This window comes from Psychrobacter immobilis (assembly GCF_904846225.1).
Lineage (GTDB): Bacteria > Pseudomonadota > Gammaproteobacteria > Pseudomonadales > Moraxellaceae > Psychrobacter > Psychrobacter immobilis_F.
This window is the reverse complement of the sequence record NZ_CAJGZJ010000017.1, coordinates 46443-65189: the sequence shown is the minus strand read 5'-3', so window position 1 is coordinate 65189 and position 18747 is coordinate 46443. Positions and strand designations below refer to the sequence as shown.

General features: G+C 42.5%; 15 protein-coding genes. 9 read left to right on the top strand and 6 right to left on the bottom strand.

The features are described from left to right. Window positions 1-194 precede the first annotated feature (194 nt). The 3 genes from JMX48_RS11085 to JMX48_RS11075 form a co-directional block, all read right to left on the bottom strand. Window positions 195-662, bottom strand: a complete 468-nt coding sequence (locus tag JMX48_RS11085; RefSeq protein ID WP_201537732.1) for a hypothetical protein — start codon at window positions 660-662, stop codon at window positions 195-197. 159 nt (window positions 663-821) lie between these two features. Then, window positions 822-1352, bottom strand: a complete 531-nt coding sequence (locus JMX48_RS11080) for an inorganic diphosphatase (protein WP_198332004.1) — start codon at window positions 1350-1352, stop codon at window positions 822-824. A gap of 180 nt (window positions 1353-1532) precedes the next feature. Then, the gene (locus JMX48_RS11075; RefSeq protein WP_201537730.1) at window positions 1533-2408 is read right to left on the bottom strand and encodes a lipoyl protein ligase domain-containing protein; all 876 of its coding nucleotides are present in this window, start codon (window positions 2406-2408) and stop codon (window positions 1533-1535) included. 541 nt (window positions 2409-2949) lie between these two features. Here JMX48_RS11075 and JMX48_RS11070 point away from each other — a divergent pair. The 5 genes from JMX48_RS11070 to pncB all read left to right on the top strand — a co-directional run bounded on the left by JMX48_RS11070 (window position 2950) and on the right by pncB (window position 11635). Continuing rightward, window positions 2950-4434, top strand: a complete 1485-nt coding sequence (locus JMX48_RS11070) for a coniferyl aldehyde dehydrogenase (protein WP_201537728.1) — start codon at window positions 2950-2952, stop codon at window positions 4432-4434. A 358-nt stretch (window positions 4435-4792) separates the two neighbouring features. Continuing rightward, window positions 4793-6721: a glycine betaine ABC transporter substrate-binding protein gene (locus JMX48_RS11065; protein ID WP_201537726.1), complete on the top strand. Its 1929-nt coding sequence runs from the start codon at window positions 4793-4795 to the stop codon at window positions 6719-6721. Window positions 6722-6849: 128 nt separating this feature from the next. Beyond that, entirely contained in the window at window positions 6850-7800 is a 951-nt protein-coding gene (locus JMX48_RS11060) for an ATP-binding cassette domain-containing protein (RefSeq protein ID WP_201537742.1), read from the top strand. A 485-nt stretch (window positions 7801-8285) separates the two neighbouring features. Next, the gene (gene msrAB, locus JMX48_RS11055; protein ID WP_201537724.1) at window positions 8286-10112 is read left to right on the top strand and encodes a bifunctional peptide-methionine (S)-S-oxide reductase MsrA/peptide-methionine (R)-S-oxide reductase MsrB; all 1827 of its coding nucleotides are present in this window, start codon (window positions 8286-8288) and stop codon (window positions 10110-10112) included. Between the two features lie 281 nt (window positions 10113-10393). Next, a complete protein-coding gene (pncB, locus tag JMX48_RS11050; RefSeq protein ID WP_201537722.1) occupies window positions 10394-11635 on the top strand; it encodes a nicotinate phosphoribosyltransferase in 1242 nt (413 codons plus the stop codon). A 5-nt stretch (window positions 11636-11640) separates the two neighbouring features. Here pncB and xseB read toward each other — a convergent pair whose 3' ends face one another. The 3 genes from xseB to JMX48_RS11035 all read right to left on the bottom strand — a co-directional run bounded on the left by xseB (window position 11641) and on the right by JMX48_RS11035 (window position 14300). Next, window positions 11641-11886, bottom strand: coding sequence for an exodeoxyribonuclease VII small subunit (xseB, locus tag JMX48_RS11045; RefSeq protein ID WP_201537720.1), 246 nt, complete (start codon window positions 11884-11886; stop codon window positions 11641-11643). Between the two features lie 274 nt (window positions 11887-12160). Beyond that, entirely contained in the window at window positions 12161-13672 is a 1512-nt protein-coding gene (gene xseA, locus JMX48_RS11040; RefSeq protein WP_201537718.1) for an exodeoxyribonuclease VII large subunit, read from the bottom strand. Between the two features lie 259 nt (window positions 13673-13931). Continuing rightward, on the bottom strand, window positions 13932-14300 hold the full coding sequence (locus tag JMX48_RS11035; RefSeq protein ID WP_201537716.1) for a hypothetical protein: 369 nt from the start codon (window positions 14298-14300) through the stop codon (window positions 13932-13934). 368 nt (window positions 14301-14668) lie between these two features. Between JMX48_RS11035 and JMX48_RS11030 the strand changes: the two genes are divergently transcribed. The 4 genes from JMX48_RS11030 to JMX48_RS11015 all read left to right on the top strand — a co-directional run bounded on the left by JMX48_RS11030 (window position 14669) and on the right by JMX48_RS11015 (window position 18745). Next, entirely contained in the window at window positions 14669-15328 is a 660-nt protein-coding gene (locus JMX48_RS11030) for an alpha/beta hydrolase (protein ID WP_201537714.1), read from the top strand. A 131-nt stretch (window positions 15329-15459) separates the two neighbouring features. Next, window positions 15460-16560 (top strand): cell division protein ZapE, encoded by a 1101-nt coding sequence (zapE, locus tag JMX48_RS11025; RefSeq protein WP_201537712.1) that lies wholly within the window; start codon window positions 15460-15462, stop codon window positions 16558-16560. Window positions 16561-16733: 173 nt separating this feature from the next. Beyond that, window positions 16734-17327, top strand: a complete 594-nt coding sequence (locus JMX48_RS11020) for a nitroreductase (RefSeq protein ID WP_413786364.1) — start codon at window positions 16734-16736, stop codon at window positions 17325-17327. A gap of 125 nt (window positions 17328-17452) precedes the next feature. Further along, window positions 17453-18745, top strand: coding sequence for an NAD(P)H-dependent glycerol-3-phosphate dehydrogenase (locus JMX48_RS11015; protein WP_201537708.1), 1293 nt, complete (start codon window positions 17453-17455; stop codon window positions 18743-18745). Window positions 18746-18747 lie beyond the last annotated feature (2 nt).

The following is an 18747-nucleotide window of genomic DNA, read 5'->3' as shown; positions in this document are numbered from 1 at the left end:
GGCCGATCTATGGTGAAGTACCACCATCTTAAATTATTGGAGATAGATTCTGACGCTTAAACAAAAATAGGTATACCTCAGCGGAACCAGCTATTTAACCCCTCAAGCCTATTAATAGACTACTTAAAACAGACTGGTATAATGGAACCACTTATAACAGACTATATAAAATATGATGATTTAGTGTTTTTTATTTAACCAAAAATACGCCACAATATCCAAAACAATCCTAGAATAATCACTGCAATCACGAGCAACCGTTTCATCCAATAAGGCATCAATGGCTTTTTGTAGCCTAAGTCATTGAGCCGACTGTCAACGCCTGTTTTTAGCGTCTGGAATTCTTGACTTCCTTTAGTCGTTTTGACACGGTTCTTTATTAATGGGTCGGTATCATCCTCAGACTCTTGCTCTCTATCAAAACTAATGGCCTCATTAGGAATGCCTTGTTTATTGGCGATCTTATTGAGGTTTTGCTGCTGCTTCACTTTCAATGCTGTCTCATAAGCATCAATCCGTACCTTGGCTTCCTCCATACTGATGTTTTCATCGGCTGCCAAGGTTTTGATGGCCATCACTAAGTTATTTTTTTCGATCATCATGATGACCGCTTTTGGCAGCTTCTTATTACTTGACTTTGAGCTGGGATCAGGATTAAACATGGCTGTCCTTATTACGGCGTATGCGTGTGAATGATGAATAGCGTTCATTATACCCATTTTATATAAGCAACGTTTAAGCAAAAAAATACCGCTATCACATAATGACTGCGGTATTTTATTGTTTCTATTTTATTAGCATTTATGCCAATGGTTAATAAATTATAAATCTTTCCAGCGTTGGATAGACTCTTTGATCACTTCTTTGGCTTCTGCAACATCACCCCAAGATTCAACCACAGTCGTGCCTGGCTTTTTCAAGTCTTTGTAATGGCTGAAATGGAACTCTAATTGATTGATAAGTTGTTTTGGTAGATCGTCTAAGCTGTTATAGGCATTGCCTGTATCACGGTCGTCAGCAGGGACGACAACGATTTTGTCATCGACTTCGCCATCATCAACGAACTTCATCACGCCGATTACTTTGGCTTTTAAGAAAATGCCCGTTGGTAAAGGCTGCTCAGTTAATAGCAACACGTCAAGCTCATCACCGTCTTCGTCAAGCGTTTGCGGGATAAAACCGTAGTTACAAGGCTTAGCAAAAATCTGTGGATCAATACGATCAAGCTCAAACACAGCCAATTCGCGATTCCACTCAATTTTATGGCTGCTGCCAGCTGGAATTTCTACTACTACGTTGATGATGCCGCCGTCTACGTCGCCTGCGTCTAAAATTTTGTTAAAATCTGCCATAAAATACTCCAATTTGCTTTTGTTTTAAGTGTTTGAATAAGAGGTTGAGCTAGGCGTGCTACAAAATTGTTGCAGCACCCGATTTGTACTGGATGCGATTATAGCAAGTTTGAGTTCAGTTTTCTCATAATGCTTAAGTCTAAGCGTGCAAGATATTATGCACAAATGGACTCAAAGACCTCATTTGGATGCAATGGCTCGTAATTCAATCAGTCCCGCATGACGTTTAGCAATATTATCGATAAGCTTTTGCGTCACTTGTTCATAGCTTAAAGAGGGCAGTATTTGCTCATTAATTTTGCTTTCATCACTGTTACTGTCATCTGCACCGTTATTCGTATGGCGATGCATCGCCACAAAATCCGATAGTCGTAACATTTGCATGCCCGCATAACCACAAGGATTAATGGCGTTAAATGCCGATAAATCACAATCTAAATTAATCGCAATACCATGGTAACTAAAGCCATGTTTAATCTTAAAGCCTAGCGACGCTATTTTCCCAAGCATGATGGTATTGTCAATGGATGCATCAGCAGACACATTGCCAGTATTATTTTGTTTCTCAGAAGTATCCGCATATAAGTAAACACCGGGTGCATCACGGCGTGCATGCGCGCTGATGTTGGCGCTATTTGTATCGGTGCTGTCCGAGGAAGATATGCCTAGACAGTCGTTAATGACATCTTCAATGGCTTGTTCAGCGTGAGAAACCAAGGTGCGCACACCCCAATTCAAACTTTCTAAATCAAACAACCAGTAAATAACCAGCTGCCCATGACCGTGCCAAGTGACTTGCCCACCGCGATCGGTTTTGATAATAGGCGTATTAGTGCGTTGCAAGATATGCTCTTCTTTACCAGCTTGTCCAAGCGTATAGACGTCATTATGATCGACGATCCATAGCTCGTCTGGCGTGCGCAGTCCTTGTTGTTTTTTTAAATCAATACGCGCAAGGGTGCGTGATAGCATGGCATCGAGAGTAGGGACATAGTCAGCCGCTGACAGGGATTTACTGATAAGAGTGTCATTAAGTTGTTGCGTGGTGTTTTGCATAAGAGTGATAATCTTATTATTGTCAGATTTAGAGGTATTTATTACTGATATTCAGTGTAGCAGTTTTGGAGAGTATCTCCCAAAATTATCTGCTATGACTGCCTCCTTCAATATTGTAAATAATTATATAGTCAGTGAAAAATAGTCAGTGAAAAGTAATATCGATACATCACTCACTACGGCTATTAATTTTTCTTGCTTGCTATGCCTGCGCAGACAGAGGCTGCAAAAAATTGATAGCAGCAGTACCGTAGCGTTTTTAGGGTATTTTGACTATAGTAAGTAGAAATAACGGAAGGATAAAAGGGCTTAATATCATTGCGTTAAGTGCTTGATAAACACTTGTCCGTGACAGACGCGGCAGTCAACTTAATATACTGTTCATTGGTCAGTTGATGCGCTACATTAAAGTATAATGAATGGAATATTATGAATATTTATAGGTTCAAAGGTTGTCACTGAAGTGATCTTTTGACTAGAAATACAAAATATTTCGCCCAATATAGCCTATTAGCGCTAACGCATACGACAAGGAAGATAAATGACAAATACTGACCAAAAAATTCAAGATCAGACCTCAATCAATACAAATCTTGTGCAGTCACAAGCCGCCCAACAGCTTAGCACAGCGAAGACTATTGATGAGATGCACGCACAATTCTCACGCCTGAAAACACTGAGCCGTACGCAGCCGATTAATGACTGGAGAACTCGCGAAACTCAACTGGACAATCTAGAAATCATGCTGAGCGACAACCAAGCAAGTTTTGCTAAAGCGATTAGCGCAGACTTTGGCTATCGTAGTGAATCAGAGACCCAGTTTGCCGAGTTGTTTCCTAGCTTCACTGGTATCAGTCATGCCAAAAAACACGGCAAAAAATGGATGAAAGCGCAGCGCGCTCCTATTTCAGCGCTCTATAGACCCGCCCACAATGAAATCCAGCCACAGCCGCTAGGCGTGGTCGGTATCATGGTGCCTTGGAACTATCCACTGTTTTTGGCGATAGGGCCGATGATCGATGCGCTTACTGCGGGCAATCGCATCATGATTAAAATGAGTGAAGCCGCACCGCAATTCGCCCAAACGTTTGCTGATACGATTGCTCGTTATTTCTCCCCAGATATGGTCTGTGTGGTGCTGGGTGAGGTTGATATCGCCGCGGCTTTTAGCGAGTTACCATTTGATCATCTACTTTATACAGGCTCCACTGCCGTGGGCAAAAAAGTAATGGCAGCGGCTGCTCCCAATCTAACGCCTGTGACACTTGAGCTTGGCGGTAAGTCTCCAGTGATCGTGTTTGAGGATGCCAATTTAGAGGCTGTCGTTAATCGTGTAATGATGGGCAAGACATTGAATGCCGGTCAAACCTGTATCGCCCCTGATTATGTGTTGGTGCCGCGTCAACATCATGAGCGGTTTATCAGCTTGGCAAAAGAGTGGATGGTTAAGCATTATCCTAATATTGAACACAATCCAGATTACACGCGCATCATCAATGGTGCGCAATTTAAGCGCGTCAAAGGCTATCTAGATGCGCTGTCACGTACTGAAATACATCAGCTGACTGATACTGAGTCGAATATCGAAACGCGTCTGATGCCGCCCGTTATTGTAAGCGAGCCTGCCCCTGATAGTGACGTCATGCAAGAGGAGATTTTTGCACCGATTTTACCGCTCATTCATTATGAAACGCTGGATGACGCGATTGATTTCGTCAATTCACGTCCGCGCCCGTTGGCGTTATATGTCTTTGGTGACAACTATAACGGTATAGAAAAAGTACGTAATAATACAGTGTCAGGCGGCCTCTGTATTAATGAGGTGATTATGCATGTCGCGCAGCATGACTTACCGTTTGGCGGGGTCGGGGATTCAGGAACTGGATCTTACCATGGTAAAGCTGGGTTTGAGCGTCTAAGCCATATGAAACCTGTCTTCGTACAGACCAAGCTAAATGGTATGAATTTATTATTGCCTCCTTATGGCGGACTATTCAAAAAAGCCATGGCACTGTTTCTAAAGTAGCTTTTTTGAATGAGTGACACGATAAATAAAGGCATCTACGCAAGTGGGTGCTATTTTTTTATCAAAAATTTGATGTGAACGAGATATCAGGTCAGTTAAACGGTTCTATAAGTAAGAATGTTCTATAAGTGTTACCGTTCAAAAACTACTCTTAACAAAGCGATAATAAGTATTTATTATCAAGAGTATAAATCGCTACAATTGTTAATAAGTATCAATAGTAGAGAAACATGCTCAAAAATGGTCAATAGAAGTTGAGCGCATAATTTGGATAATGCGACATAAGACAAATATCATTAAGCGCTCGTTATTTTAACGATTGTTTTACTACCGATATAACTAATAAATAGGACAGCATATGCGCCAATGGATTGCATTAATTGCACTGTGTATGAGTATGTTGCTACTGCCCATAGCTGCTTCTGCTGCTTGTGAATCGCCAATCAAATTTGGGGCATTGACGTGGGAGAGTGGTCAATTCACCTCTGGCGTCCTAAAATATATCGCCGAAGATGGCTATGGTTGTACGATTGAAGAGGTGCCAGGAGCGGGCCCTGCGCTTGAGACGGCTTTGTCACAAAACGACATCCAAATCATTGGTGAGCAATGGATTGGACGCTCCCCGATAATGGAGAAAGCCATTGAAGAAAATAAAGTGGCCGTCATCGGTGATACGCTCAAGGGCGGTGCAACCCAAGGCTGGTATGTTCCCAAATATGTCTTAGAAGAAAACCCGGGTTTGCGCAGTTATAAAGATTTGCCTAAATATGCTGAGCTTTTTAAAGATCCTGAAAACCCAGGTAAGTCACGTTTTATGAATTGCCCGTCTGGTTGGACGTGTGAGATATTTAATACGCGCTTACTCAAAAATACAGGTTTAGATACTGTTTTTAATAATGCCCATCCCGGAACGGGTGCGGCTCTCGATGCCGAGATTGCCTCTGCTTTTGAGCAGCACAAACCGCTATTGTTCTATTACTGGCAGCCCACTGGCTTGATGGCAAAGTATGATTTTGCACCATTGGAATTTGCCGCTCATAAAGATGAGTGCTGGCAAGACCTACTACTTGCTGATGGCAAGTCTGATTGTGTGTCTGGATTTCCTGTCTCGCCTTTGGGTATTGCGGTATCTACCCCATTTCTCGATACCAATCCTGAGTTGGCAGCTGTCTTTAAAAAAGTACAGTTCACCTCCGATGAGCTTAATGGTTCTATTTTGGAGATGAATGAAACCAAACGTAGCGGAGAAGAGCAAGCATTGGTGTTTTTGCGTGAACATCCAAACGTTTGGCAAAAATGGGTGTCTGAAGAAGCCGCTAATAATCTTGCTACTAAGTTAGGTATTAGCTTAACTGGGGCGGCTGTCGTTAATAATACAGCAGCCAGAGATAGCCAATTGGGTTTGTCATCCAGCTTCCCTTCATGGTCGCTTGAGACACCGCTGAATAATACATTGGCAAGCGTTGTCCGAAATTATGGTGACGTGTTTCGTACGATTAGTACCGTGGCGTTAACGTATTTATTGCTACCTATTGAGCGTCTATTAACCGTTATTCCACCATGGTTGATTATTGGGCTTGTCACTGTATTGGCGTGGTTTGGTGTACGCAAGATTTGGTTTGCGCTGGCATGCGGTGCAGGGCTGTTTTTAATAGGCGCATTTGGACTATGGGGTGCATTGATTGATACCTTAGCCCTGCTTATTGTCTCGGTATTGGTCACCGTGGTTATCGGTATTCCTATTGGCATTGCTATGTCAGGCAGTCAGCTGCTCCGCAAGATTGTGACGCCGATATTAGATGTGATGCAGACCATGCCAAGTTTTGTTTATCTGATACCAGTATTGATGTTATTTGGTATTGGTAAAGTGCCTGCGCTATTTGCCACCATTATATATGCATTGCCGCCGCTCATTCGTTTGACGATGCTGGGTATCACCCAAGTGAATCACGAAATGGTGGAGGCAGGGCGCTCATTTGGTAGCACACATTTGCAGCTACTTATTTGGATAAAATTACCACAAGCGCTTCCCAGTATTATGGCGGGAATTAACCAAGCCGTGATGATGTCACTGGCTATGGTGGTCTTGGCTTCGATGATTGGCGCGCCGGGTCTTGGCGAGGATGTACTGCAATCGATACAAACGCTCAATATAGGTCAAGGCTTACAAGCAGGTACAGCCATTGTTATCGTGGCCATTATCATTGACCGTATTACTCAAGCATTTGGTCAAGGCAAGCGCGCTCGTCAAAAAACGATCGAAGCCAGTAGGCGTCCAGTGGGTTAGTTATTTGCCTAATAAAAAAACTGACTGGATAATAGAAAAACTGGGTAGCACAAGTAATTAGTGTACATAATCCAAATGACGCTCACGAAAAATCTGCCCATAAAATAATTAAAATAGCGAGAATAATGATGAATCATATCCAGTTAGAGAATATCAGCAAAATCTACAATGCCAGTCCCTCGCAAGCGCAGTCTGCACTGGCATTATTGGCAGACGGTATGGATAGCATCAAGGTAAAAGAACAAACGGGCTATTCGGTCGGGCTTTATGATATTAATCTAGCGGTTAAGGCAGGTGAGCTGCATTGTATTATGGGGCTATCGGGTTCTGGTAAATCGACATTGATACGTCACATTAATCGCTTGATTGATCCAACGAGTGGCAAAATATGGGTTGATACCGCTATCAATGCAAAAACGTCCGCCAATGTAGAAACCCCTAAAAATGAGGCTCAATCGACGACTCCTACGACCAGTTTGAATGAAACGCTGACCCATACTGCAAATCATTCAGATGCGAAAAATTCAACCTCTGCTATCAATGTATTGGATTTTAATGACAAAGAGTTGCAGCATTATCGCCAACAAACAGTCAGCATGGTCTTTCAGCATTTTGGCTTAGTACCGCATATGACCGTCATACAAAACGTCGCTTATGGTCTGCGTGTGCGCAAAATGAGTATAAAGGAGCGTCATGAAGTGGCTCGATACTGGCTCAATGAAGTTGGGCTAACAAACTTGGAGCACAGCTATCCTGATGAGCTGTCGGGCGGTATGCAGCAGCGTGTTGGTTTGGCGCGGGCGCTAGCGACGGACAATCCAATTTTGCTAATGGATGAGGCGTTTTCTGCACTTGATCCCCTTATCCGTGCTCAATTACAAGACCAATTGCTAGCATTGCAAGACCGTCTGAATAAAACGATTGTCTTTATTACCCATGACATTGATGAGGCAGTCAAGGTCGGCCAACGTATTAGTATTTTGAACGGTGGGCGTTTAGTGCAAACGGGAACGTCACAAGAATTACGTCACAATCCAGCCGATAATTATGTAGCACAATTTATGAACGCCAAAGGTTAAATCATGAACGCTACAAATTAAATTGTTTTGAAATCTACTCATTTAAGCGTGTAGGTAGATAGGCTTATTCTCAGTAAGTAATTGTATTAAAAGCATTGTTTTTCTCTGTTCTACCTTCATATAATATGTCTGAGCATAGATTATTGAGTGAGCCAGTTCTGTATATCGCTACTCTTACTGCGTTGTCAAAAAAGTGTATCAATGCATCAATCACTACCAAAAGATGGGTAATATTCACTGTATAATATATAAGGTGATCTTACAAAGATCAGATGCTATTCATATAATACTTAACGTATATACCAGATTTTTCCAAACTATTTCATCATTTTAACTGCCTATATCTCATATAGCTAACACCTATACAATGCGTTTATTCTTTTAAAATTTTTTAGTATATTCTGCTTAGATACCAGTTTAAAAAGATCATAAGTTATCATTTAACTTCAGCCTATGAACGTAAGACTTCGTAGAAAGGACCTATCATGCCACATAAAAATATTCGTAATAATGACCACAGAGATGCAAAAGAGTCGTCGACAGAGTCACCACGTGCCTCATCGCGTTGGTTCAAAAACGCTGGTGCGTTTGGCGTGACCACTGTATTGAGCGCAGGAATATTGATTGCTTGTGGTCAGATGAGCAATGCGGACAACAGCACCAATAACACGAGCAGTAGCGCCAGTCCGAAAAAGAGCGAAGCGAAGAGCTCTCGTGATATGCTGCCGTCAGATATGCTCAAACAGCTGCAATCACTGCCGCAATTAACGAAAGGCTTGGGTGATACAGGTGCAGCAGTGATAGATCCCAATAAACCAACCTTGGTGAAGTTTTGGGCAAGCTGGTGTCCATTATGTTTGGGGTCGCTTGAGGAAACAGAAACTTGGCGCAAGGATCCTAAATTCTCAGACGTTAACGTCGTCACCGTTACTAGCCCCGGTCATCTCAATGAAAAAGAGGATAGTGATTTCACCACTTGGTATGCTGGTGTTCAAGCAGATTATCCAAAGTTACCTGTATTATCTGACCCATCAGGTGAGTTGATTGATAAACTTGGGGTGCAGGTTTATCCAAGCTGGGCTATTTTGGATAAACAAGGTAACCTTGTGCGCTTAGTCAAAGGCAACATGACAGCAGAGCAGGCATATGCACTGGCAGAAAATGCCAGTAATGATTTTGCTGAGCTCAAAAATAGTAAAGCCAAGCCTGCCAATGTTCAGGCGCTTGATAATAACAGCAAGATTGAGACTATTAATCAAAAAGATGGTGTTTACTATAACGATAAAGGTAAGGCCATTAATACTCGCTCAATCTATCTGGCTGGTGGCTGTTTTTGGGGCGTTGAGGCCTATATGGAACGTGTCGATGGCGTGGTTGACGTTATATCTGGTTATGCGAATGGTAGTGACAACCAGCCAAATCCAAGCTATGAGGATGTCATTCGTGGTTCAGGACACGCTGAAACCGTCAAAGTCACTTATGATGCAGATAAGACCGATCTTGATACGATTTTGAAGTATTACTTCCGTGTGGTTGATCCTACTAGCATGAATAAGCAAGGTAATGATCGCGGTGTACAGTATCGCTCAGGTATTTACTATACTGATAAAGCGGACAAACCAGTGATTGATGCCGCAATCAAACGCGTACAAGGTAAATATAAGGAAAAAGTCGTCGTCGAAGACAAGGCGCTAGACAACTTCTATTTGGCTGAATCGTATCATCAAGATTACTTGGCTAAAAATCCAAATGGCTATTGTCATGTCGATTTAAGTCTGGCGGATGATAAGCCTGAAGAGACAAAAGCAACGACCAAGCTTGCGCCTGTGACGACAGTGGCTGAAACATTAAATCCCAAGCGTTATGCTGGGTTTGATAAAGGCGCTCTGAAAAATACACTGACGAAAGCACAGTATGACATTACTCAAGATGCAGGAACTGAGCGTGCGTTTAGTCACGAATATGATAATTTATTTGCGCCGGGGATCTATGTTGATGTAGTAAGTGGTGAGCCACTTTTCTTATCAACTGACAAATATCAATCAGGTTGCGGTTGGCCAAGTTTTACTAAGCCTATTGATATGCAAGTGATTACCCAGCATGAAGATAAGGCCTTTAATATGGTGCGTACTGAGATTCGCTCACGAGTCGCTGATTCGCATCTAGGTCATGTATTCCCTGATGGTCCAAAAGACCGTGGCGGCTTGCGTTATTGTATCAACGGCGGCTCGTTACAGTTTATTCCAGTCAGTGTGATGCCGCAGTCAGGCTATGCGCCATTAGTGAAGTTGGTAAAGCCTGCAAAACCTTAATTATTAATGGTCATAATTGATCTTATAAAAAGACGTTAAGATGATTCTTAGCGTCTTTTTTATTATTGATGCCTTGAGCATAAATGCTATCGTAATATGATGATTCATTTTATTATCGTTGTATTTTTGCTGCTATAGCTCTTGAATTATGAAAAATCAACCAAACTTCGTTATACTCAAACGCTTATGATTTATCTATCAGCAATAGATATCGTTATGTCCATCTATTTTATCACTCGCTTCGTTTAGCGATTTTTCATTTTTGTATTTAAGGCTGTAACATGACCGTTACCCATACTTCTACAACTTTTGAGCCTATTATTACCTCGTTACTCGATAACGATTTGTATAAATTCACAATGTTACAAGCGATGCTGCATCAGTTTCCGCAGACGCATGGCGTTTATCGCTTCCGCTGCCGCAATAACAAAGATTCGGTCTATCCATTAGCAGATATCAGAGAGCAACTTGAGCAGCAGTTAGACAGTTTATGTGAACTGCGTTTTTTAGAAGATGAGTTAGAGTATTTACGTAGTTTGCGCTTTATGCGTTCAGACTTTGTCGATTACCTTGAGCTATTTAAGCTGAAACGTCGTTTTATTACGGTTAGTACAGACAGTAAAGGTCGTTTATTCATCGACATTGAAGGCCCGATGATTCAGGCAATGTTCTTTGAAGTCTTCGTGCTGGCAATTGTCAATGAGCTCTATTTTAATGCGCTATCAAATGAGAGTGTGATTGAAGAAGGTCAGCGTAGGCTGGATGAAAAATTCGCATTATTACATCATTATGCAGCAGAACAAGCCAAAGACAGTCGTGGTACACCGCCATTTATCGTCGCTGATTTTGGTACTCGTAGACGATTTAGCAAAACGTGGCAAGCGCATGTGGTTGAGACCTTGCATAAGGCTGAACCAAAAATAGTGGGCGGCACTTCTAATGTTTATTTAGCAAAAAAACTAGGTATGACGCCGATTGGTACGATGGCGCATGAGTTTATGCAGGCATTTCAGGCGTTGGATGTGCGTTTGCGCGACTCACAAAAAGCGGCGCTTGAAGCGTGGGTGCATGAATATCGCGGTGACTTAGGTATTGCGCTGACCGATGTCGTTGGAATGGATGCGTTTTTACGTGATTTTGATTTGTATTTTGCCAAGCTTTTTGATGGTCTGCGTCATGATAGCGGTGACCCCTATATTTGGGGTGATAAAGCCATTGCGCATTATGAAAAATTAAAGATAGATCCCAAAACGAAGATTCTGACCTTTAGCGATGGTCTGAATCTTAATAAAGCTTGGGAGTTGCATCAATACTTCCAAGGCCGTATTAAAACCAGTTTTGGTATTGGTACCAATCTGACCAATGATATGGGCATCACGCCGATTAATATCGTGCTCAAGCTGGTTGAGTGCAATGGACAACCAGTCGCGAAACTGTCTGATAGCCCCGGCAAGACCATGATCAATAATGACACGTATCTTGCCTATTTGCGTCAAGTGTTTGAAGTTGATGAGCTAGAGTAGGTCGCTTAACTGCTGCTACTTTCTGTTTTGTCTTCTTCAGCGAAAGCGGCATCTAATGCTTGTTGTACCGCATTAATACGAGTTTCGCAAACGCGATAAGCGGCAATGGATTCTTCAACGGTGGTCATTAGATTATCAATATCAGGCTCGTCTTGCTGCTGTAGTTCAGCTGCATTGGTTTTTAGAATATCGTAGGCCGCCTTAAAGGTTTTTGGGGCGGCTTTTTTGCGTTTGCGAGTAGAGGTGGTCATAGTGTGTCCTAATTTCTAAAATTAATGTGAAGTAAACAATAAAGTGACGTTAGATATAGCGGGTGAAAAGTTAAATCGATACATCAATCGTCAGATACTGCTAATATAAATTTTCCTTGCTTGCTATGCCGTTGCAGACAGAGGCTTCGAGAAATCCATTCCAGCAATACTGTCGTGCTTTTATTAGTGCTTTCATTGTTTATGAGTGCTTTCATTGTTTTTTAACGATAGTTTGAGATTATCGTCTTATTAAGGGTATTCAGTAGCAAACACTTTATGTGGCTTTTATGTCCAAAATCTGTGCCTTTGCTTCGCCGTCTTTTAAGACAATACGTATCGTCTGTTCAGCATGAAGCTGGGTACTACTGGTGAGTATTTGCTTGCCTTTTTCATCAGTCAATATGCTATAGCCTTGCTTAAGCACGCGAGAAGGACGATGCAATAACACAATGTCACGCAGATGCTCACTATCACGCTGAGCTTGTATTAGCTGTTGCTGAGTACTGTGCATAATGGTTTTTTGATGATTTTCACTATGAGTAGATGCAATGGACAACTGCTGATAAGCCGAGGTTTGAGTCTGTGTATTTAGCTCGGCGGTTTGTCTGGCAGCTTGCTTCACTTGGCGCTGGGCGCTTTGCTGAATGCTACGCCACGCATAGTTACTGTCTTTTTGTAGGGCAGTCAATTGACCCGTCGTTTGTGACTGTATTTGGCTTAACTGGCGTTCTGCTCGCTGCTCAGCACTATTTAATTGGCGCTGGGTGGCTTGTTTTATTTGTGCTTGATAGTGCAATGTCTGAGTGACCAATTGTGCTAAATGGCTACTAATGGCGGCGATGACTTTTGATGGGGTGTCAAAACTGGTATGCGCGACCTCATCTAAGATGACCTTGTCACGCTCGTGACCAATGCCGACCCACACAGGGATCGGCTGTTCTGCAACCAAAGCGGCAAGCTCATAATCGTTTAAATAAGCCAAGTCACCGACTGCACCGCCGCCACGAATAATAACTAATAAATCGGGCAAGCGCTGATAAGTGTCTTGAAACTGTTGCTGGGCGCTGACGATGGCTTGACGTATCTCAAGAGGGGCATGATTACCCTGAAACGTGGCGTGATGGTAATGAAAGTGACACGCGCCTGTATGAGCTAAGCGATCGGCATCGGCTTGAAAATCGCCTAGTCCTGCTGCTTTTTCAGGGGCAATGACCAGCACATGTTCAATATCAAATGGAGGCGGCAATTGCTGATTGAGGTTCAATAATCCCTCGCCAGTTAAGCGATCAACCATCTGTGCATATTGTTTTGCCAAATCGCCCAACGTATAGCTGGGATCAATGTCTTCAATGGTAATAGAAAAGCCATATTGTGCATGAAAACCTGCCGATACTTTTAATAAAACCGTTAAGTCGCGATCCAAGGGCATACCCGTTGCCCGCTCAAACTTTGCTAAGACGCGAGCGGCTTTAAAGCGCCAAAGATTGCCACGGCAGCTGGCGACAACTTTGCCATCGTCATCTTTTTCTGCTAACTCAAAGTAATAATGACCACCTTTGCTAGACAGATTGCGAATCTCTGCTTTTACCCACACGCGATGACTAAAGGTCTGCTTGATAACCATGTCAACCGCGGATAAGTAATCACTAAGACGCAAGACAGTATCTTCTAAATTGGTTTCTATGTCATTTTCTTGTGCTGCCAGTTCGGCCTCTAAGGTCGCCAAATCCTTGGCAGGCGTTAATACTTTAGCTTGTTTGATATTGGAGAGATTGGGTTTGCGCATAATAGTAGACCAAAGGTGATGAAAGCTCAGAAACTGACGGCATAAAAACGAACTAAGACGTATAAAATATTAGATAGGATAGTCTAACGCAAAAATGTCCGCACAAAAAGCAAAGCCAACAAGCCGCGATAGAATATTTCACGTAAACTTGTTGGCTATAAACTATTTGTACTTAGTCAGACGAGTCGATATAAATAGAAACATAGGTTTCAATTTCTAGTAACGAACGTTATCTGAGCATTTGAATAACGAATTTATCTTACTGACAACGGAAGTTAATGGTGTATTCGTAGTCATCTTTACGTGACAAATCTGGTGTGCCAGTACCAAAAATTGAGCCAACGACTGCGCCAACTTGACCAACCATACGTCCAGTACGCTCATCTAAAATACCGTTATATTTTACTGTGTCCTCGACGATAATCACTTGTTTGCTACGGCAGGTTTTTTGCGCGCTATCTATAGCATTTTGCTGTGCCTTGACCTTGGTGTCTGCGATGCCAGTCGTTTCATAAAGAGAATTAGCACGTTGGATAACGGGTGATGAAGGTGTCGTTTGGCAAGCGCTTAAGGCAAGTGCAGCTGCTAAAGTAGCAGTTAAGGTAGCCGTTTTAGTGATGGTATTCATAAATGATTCCTAACTCCTGAAAGTTCAACATAAAAATTAAATAGTAAAATTAAGCAGATGTTACATCAGCATGACATCATAGATTATACTGCTCAACAACGGCTATAAATCTAACCTATTCCTGCGTTGAGTGTCTAGACGGTTATTGTTTTCTATATTTCACAGATATTGCATATTAACCTTGCATGTTGGCACAGTGATGAGCGACAAAGGTTGAAATTACCCATATTTATAGACACTGATGGGTTGTTTTAAGTCATCACTAATCAAAAAACTGCACAAGCTGCACTCTTACACAGCAAATCACTTGAAATATAAACCATATCTAGGATAATTGACCTATTCATTCTCAATCAGTAAGTAATTTTATGCAATTGATTCCGGCTCCTGCTGGCGTGCTCGAAGTCGACGCGCTTTGGCAACAAGACAATCCTAACGATCCACAGACCGACACAGTGGCACTGCTTTGTCATCCCAACCCTCTATTTGACGGTACGATGAATAATAAAGTGGTCACGACTATGTATCGTTTCGCCCGTGATAACGGTATGCATGTGGTGCGCTTTAACTTTCGCGGTGTGGGCCAGTCGACGGGTGAACATGATTATGCTGAAGGTGAAGTAGTGGACGCAATGACCGTGCTACAATGGATTGCCGAACAAACCAATGCGCGTAAACTATGGCTTGGTGGTTTTTCTTTTGGCGGTTATGTGACAGCGCGTGTGGCTGAGCAAGTGCTTGAAGCGTCTCATATATGGGGCGTAAGCGACTTTGAAATTGCTAACATTGCGCTTATTGCGCCATCGGTTGAAAAAAACGACAGTAGTGATATACGTTTACCAGCCGATAAAACTTTTGAGATTTATGGCAATGCGGATGAAGTCATTGATCCTCAGAACATGCAAGCATTCGCCGAACAATTAGGCATTGCTGTCAGCGTTGTGGATGGTGCTGGTCACTTTTTCCATGGTCGCTTGTCAGAGCTTAAAGGTTTATTAGAGAAACACAGTTTTGGTAGCGATATATAGTTTTTGTACTTGCCGATATTGTGATGTGGTAGTTCTATCAAATAATAGTTTGTTATCACTTTATGTTTACGCGGTAAAAAAGCATTAACCAATTACTTTAATATTTATTTTATCTAATGATGAGTCGTATTATGAGTTTATCTCCATTGCAACGTTACGAGCAAGCCGTCAGTACGGACGACTTTACTCAAGATGAGCAGCAATTCAAGGCCATGAGCTATCTTGATGAGGTTCATCATCAGCTCATCAATAGTGTGGATCAAAAAAAGGGTTTTTTTAGCTTTTTAAAATCCAAACCTACCGCGCCCAAGGGGTTATATATGTGGGGTGGAGTGGGCCGCGGTAAAACATGGATGATGGATATGTTTTATGATTCTCTCACCATTGAGCGCAAGATGCGTCTGCATTTTCATCATTTCATGCAGCGCGTGCATCAAGAGTTACATAAGCTGCAAGGTGAGAGTGATCCATTAGAGAAAGTGGCTGATATTATCTATGAAGAAGCGGTTATCATCTGTTTTGATGAATTCTTTGTCTCTAACGTTTCTGATGCCATGATTTTAGGTGATCTTTTCACCATGCTGTTCAATCGTGGCATTACTTTGGTCGCAACGTCAAACATTGAGCCATCAGGACTCTATAAAGATGGGTTGCATCGTGATCGCTTTTTACCAGCCATTGCCGAAGTTGAGCGTCATACAATGGTCATGAATATCGACTCTGGTATTGACTATCGTTTGCGTGTGTTGCAGCAAGCGGAACTATTTGAATCACCCATGACCAAAGCCAACCACCATTGGTTGGCCAACCGTTTTGCTAGCTTATCCAATAACCAAAAAATCAGTTATGAGCCCATCACTATTAATGGCCGTGAAATAAAGATCAACGCTCGTACCGAAGATATCCTGTTTTGCGATTTCCGTCATTTATGTATGGAGCCGCGTTCAGCCTCTGATTTTATCGAAATCGCTAAGCAATTCAACACCGTACTGGTTAATTCAGTACCAGCGCTGGATGATGATTTGCGTGATCCGACGCGCCGTTTTATTTACCTCGTTGATGAGTTTTATGATCGCCGCGTAAAGCTTTTAGTTCGAGCCGAACAATCGATACTGGATCTGTATCAAGGAGAGAAGCTGGCGTTTGAGATTGAGCGTACACGTTCACGTTTACTTGAGATGCAGTCAGAGGATTATTTAAAAATGGCGCATCGTATCGGAGATGCTGCATAATCAGTATTTTTTAGCGTCAATAGGCCTTAATAGTCAGTCAGCTCAAGATAAAAGATTTAGTTTTGAATAAAAAAACAGGTATAGATAATAATAAATAAGGATCGATAATGACGTCATATGATGAAAATGATGAAGCGCAACAGGAAAAAAAATTGTCCATTAATAATATAACAATGGATAGCCCGCCGTTATCTGCTGAAGCGTTGGTTGGCTGGATTAACTCAAGACGTAGTATGGGCAATTTGGACGCGCCAGCACCGACTCGTGCCCAGATTGAAGCGGCCATTGAGTGTGCCGTAACCGCGCCCGATCATAAGAAACTGCGTCCATGGCGCTTCATCGTGACGCAAGGCGAATCTCGTCATGAATTAGGACGTGCCTTGCTCGAAGCTGCCCAAGCAAAAGCGGAGAGAGAGGGAGACGTATTGTCTGAAAAAGACATCAGAAAGACGCAGACCATGCCGTTACGTGCCCCCCTTATCATCACCGTTGTCACTAAAATGCAAGCACACAAAAAAGTGCCTCCTTTTGAGCAAATGTTAAGTGCGGGCTCTGCGATACAAAACCTTATTTTGGCCCTAAAAGCGCAAGGATTTAATACCTTATGGCGTACTGGATTACTGTGTAATGAACCTGCCGTAAAAGCATATTTTGATGTTGGTCCAGATGATTATGTGACTGCTTTTGTTTATACTGGCACCAGCCCCAAAGATGAGCCTGCCCGTAAAGCTATTGATATCGAGCCATTAGTACGATTTGAGTCATAATGTCCGTAATAGATAACCGCACTGTCTATTTAATAGAATGAGCATCTAAAAAGACAGTCGGTCTCAGCACACAAATTGTGATAAATTATTATTAATAATAAGCCATTCAACACGGATAAAAAAACATGACCAGTCCTAGTGATAGTAAGAAAGACAGCAGTAACGATAAGAGTGGAAAAGATAAGAATACCGCCGAGAAGCAAAACAGCCTTCTGTCAGGAATTATCGAACGTGCGACCAAATCAGGTATCGGCCGCAAAAAACTTAATCCTAGCGCGGTAGAGTCCGCGGTGGCAAAAAACATGGCGGCCATTCACAGTAATCCTACCAAGCTGCGTTTGGCATTTTTAGGCGGTGGTAGTTTTGGTACGGCAATGGCAAATTTAGCGGCACGAAATGGCTGTGATACCACACTATGGGTACGTAACAAGCGTACCGTAAAGGCGATGGTAAAAACCCAAACCAACAAAAAATATTTGCCAGGTTATAAGCTTGATGATCGTCTGAAGTATAGTCATGACTTAGCAGCATCTGTCAAAGACAAAGACATTATTTTTATCGCTGTACCAGGTTTGGCGTTTCGCGAAACCTTAAAAAATATCGCGCCTTTCATTAGCGGTCAGTCTATTGTGTCATTGACCAAAGGTATGGAGAAAGATACTTTTGCAATGATGAGTGACATTATTAAAGAAGTATTGCCAGAAGTGAATTTTGGCGTGATGTCAGGGCCAAATTTGGCCATAGAAATCATGAAAAACATGCCTTCTGCTACCGTCATCGCCAGTGAGTCTGAACCATTACGCCATGCCGTACAAGCGGCGCTGCACAGTGCATTCTTTCGAGTATTTGCCAGTGATGATATTTGCGGTGTTGAACTGGGTGGTGCGCTCAAAAATATTTACGCGATCGCAATGGGTATGGCTGCCGCCTATGATGTCGGCGAGAATACTAAGGCGATGATATTGACTCGTGCTTTGGCAGAGATGAGTCGCTTTGGGGTAGAGGCAGGCGCGAATCCACTAACGTTCTTAGGGTTATCAGGCGTGGGAGATTTATACGCTACCTGTAGCTCAGAATTGAGCCGTAACTACCGTATCGGTAATATGCTCGGTCGTGGTATGGACATCGATGCGGCAGTAAAAAAACTTGGTCAAACAGCTGAAGGCGTCAATACCATTCAGCAAGTACATGAAAAAGCCACCAAAGAAGGCATTTATATGCCCATCACTCACGCACTTTATGCCGTCATTTATGAAGATAAAGCCGCATTAGGCGTTGCACTACACTTGATGGAAGCAGGATTCCGCAGTGACGTTGAATTCGTTATGGCTCACGATCATAGTAATGCAGCGCTTACCGCCCAAATGAAAACGTCAAGCAGCGCTATAGATGAAAGTGGCGATTCTGGCAGCAAGTAATC

What these genes read in the sequence shown, in the direction of transcription:
- JMX48_RS11015 (WP_201537708.1), top strand. Translation starts at nt 17,453, where the DNA reads ATGACCAGTCCTAGTGATAGTAAGAAAGACAGCAGTAACGATAAGAGT.
- zapE (WP_201537712.1), top strand. Translation starts at nt 15,460, where the DNA reads ATGAGTTTATCTCCATTGCAACGTTACGAGCAAGCCGTCAGTACGGAC.
- msrAB (WP_201537724.1), top strand. Translation starts at nt 8,286, where the DNA reads ATGCCACATAAAAATATTCGTAATAATGACCACAGAGATGCAAAAGAG.
- pncB (WP_201537722.1), top strand. Translation starts at nt 10,394, where the DNA reads ATGACCGTTACCCATACTTCTACAACTTTTGAGCCTATTATTACCTCG.
- JMX48_RS11080 (WP_198332004.1), bottom strand. Translation starts at nt 1,352, where the DNA reads ATGGCAGATTTTAACAAAATTTTAGACGCAGGCGACGTAGACGGCGGC.
- JMX48_RS11060 (WP_201537742.1), top strand. Translation starts at nt 6,850, where the DNA reads ATGAATCATATCCAGTTAGAGAATATCAGCAAAATCTACAATGCCAGT.
- JMX48_RS11065 (WP_201537726.1), top strand. Translation starts at nt 4,793, where the DNA reads ATGCGCCAATGGATTGCATTAATTGCACTGTGTATGAGTATGTTGCTA.
- xseA (WP_201537718.1), bottom strand. Translation starts at nt 13,672, where the DNA reads ATGCGCAAACCCAATCTCTCCAATATCAAACAAGCTAAAGTATTAACG.
- JMX48_RS11075 (WP_201537730.1), bottom strand. Translation starts at nt 2,408, where the DNA reads ATGCAAAACACCACGCAACAACTTAATGACACTCTTATCAGTAAATCC.
- JMX48_RS11020 (WP_413786364.1), top strand. Translation starts at nt 16,734, where the DNA reads ATGGATAGCCCGCCGTTATCTGCTGAAGCGTTGGTTGGCTGGATTAAC.
- xseB (WP_201537720.1), bottom strand. Translation starts at nt 11,886, where the DNA reads ATGACCACCTCTACTCGCAAACGCAAAAAAGCCGCCCCAAAAACCTTT.
- JMX48_RS11085 (WP_201537732.1), bottom strand. Translation starts at nt 662, where the DNA reads ATGTTTAATCCTGATCCCAGCTCAAAGTCAAGTAATAAGAAGCTGCCA.
- JMX48_RS11030 (WP_201537714.1), top strand. Translation starts at nt 14,669, where the DNA reads ATGCAATTGATTCCGGCTCCTGCTGGCGTGCTCGAAGTCGACGCGCTT.
- JMX48_RS11070 (WP_201537728.1), top strand. Translation starts at nt 2,950, where the DNA reads ATGACAAATACTGACCAAAAAATTCAAGATCAGACCTCAATCAATACA.
- JMX48_RS11035 (WP_201537716.1), bottom strand. Translation starts at nt 14,300, where the DNA reads ATGAATACCATCACTAAAACGGCTACCTTAACTGCTACTTTAGCAGCT.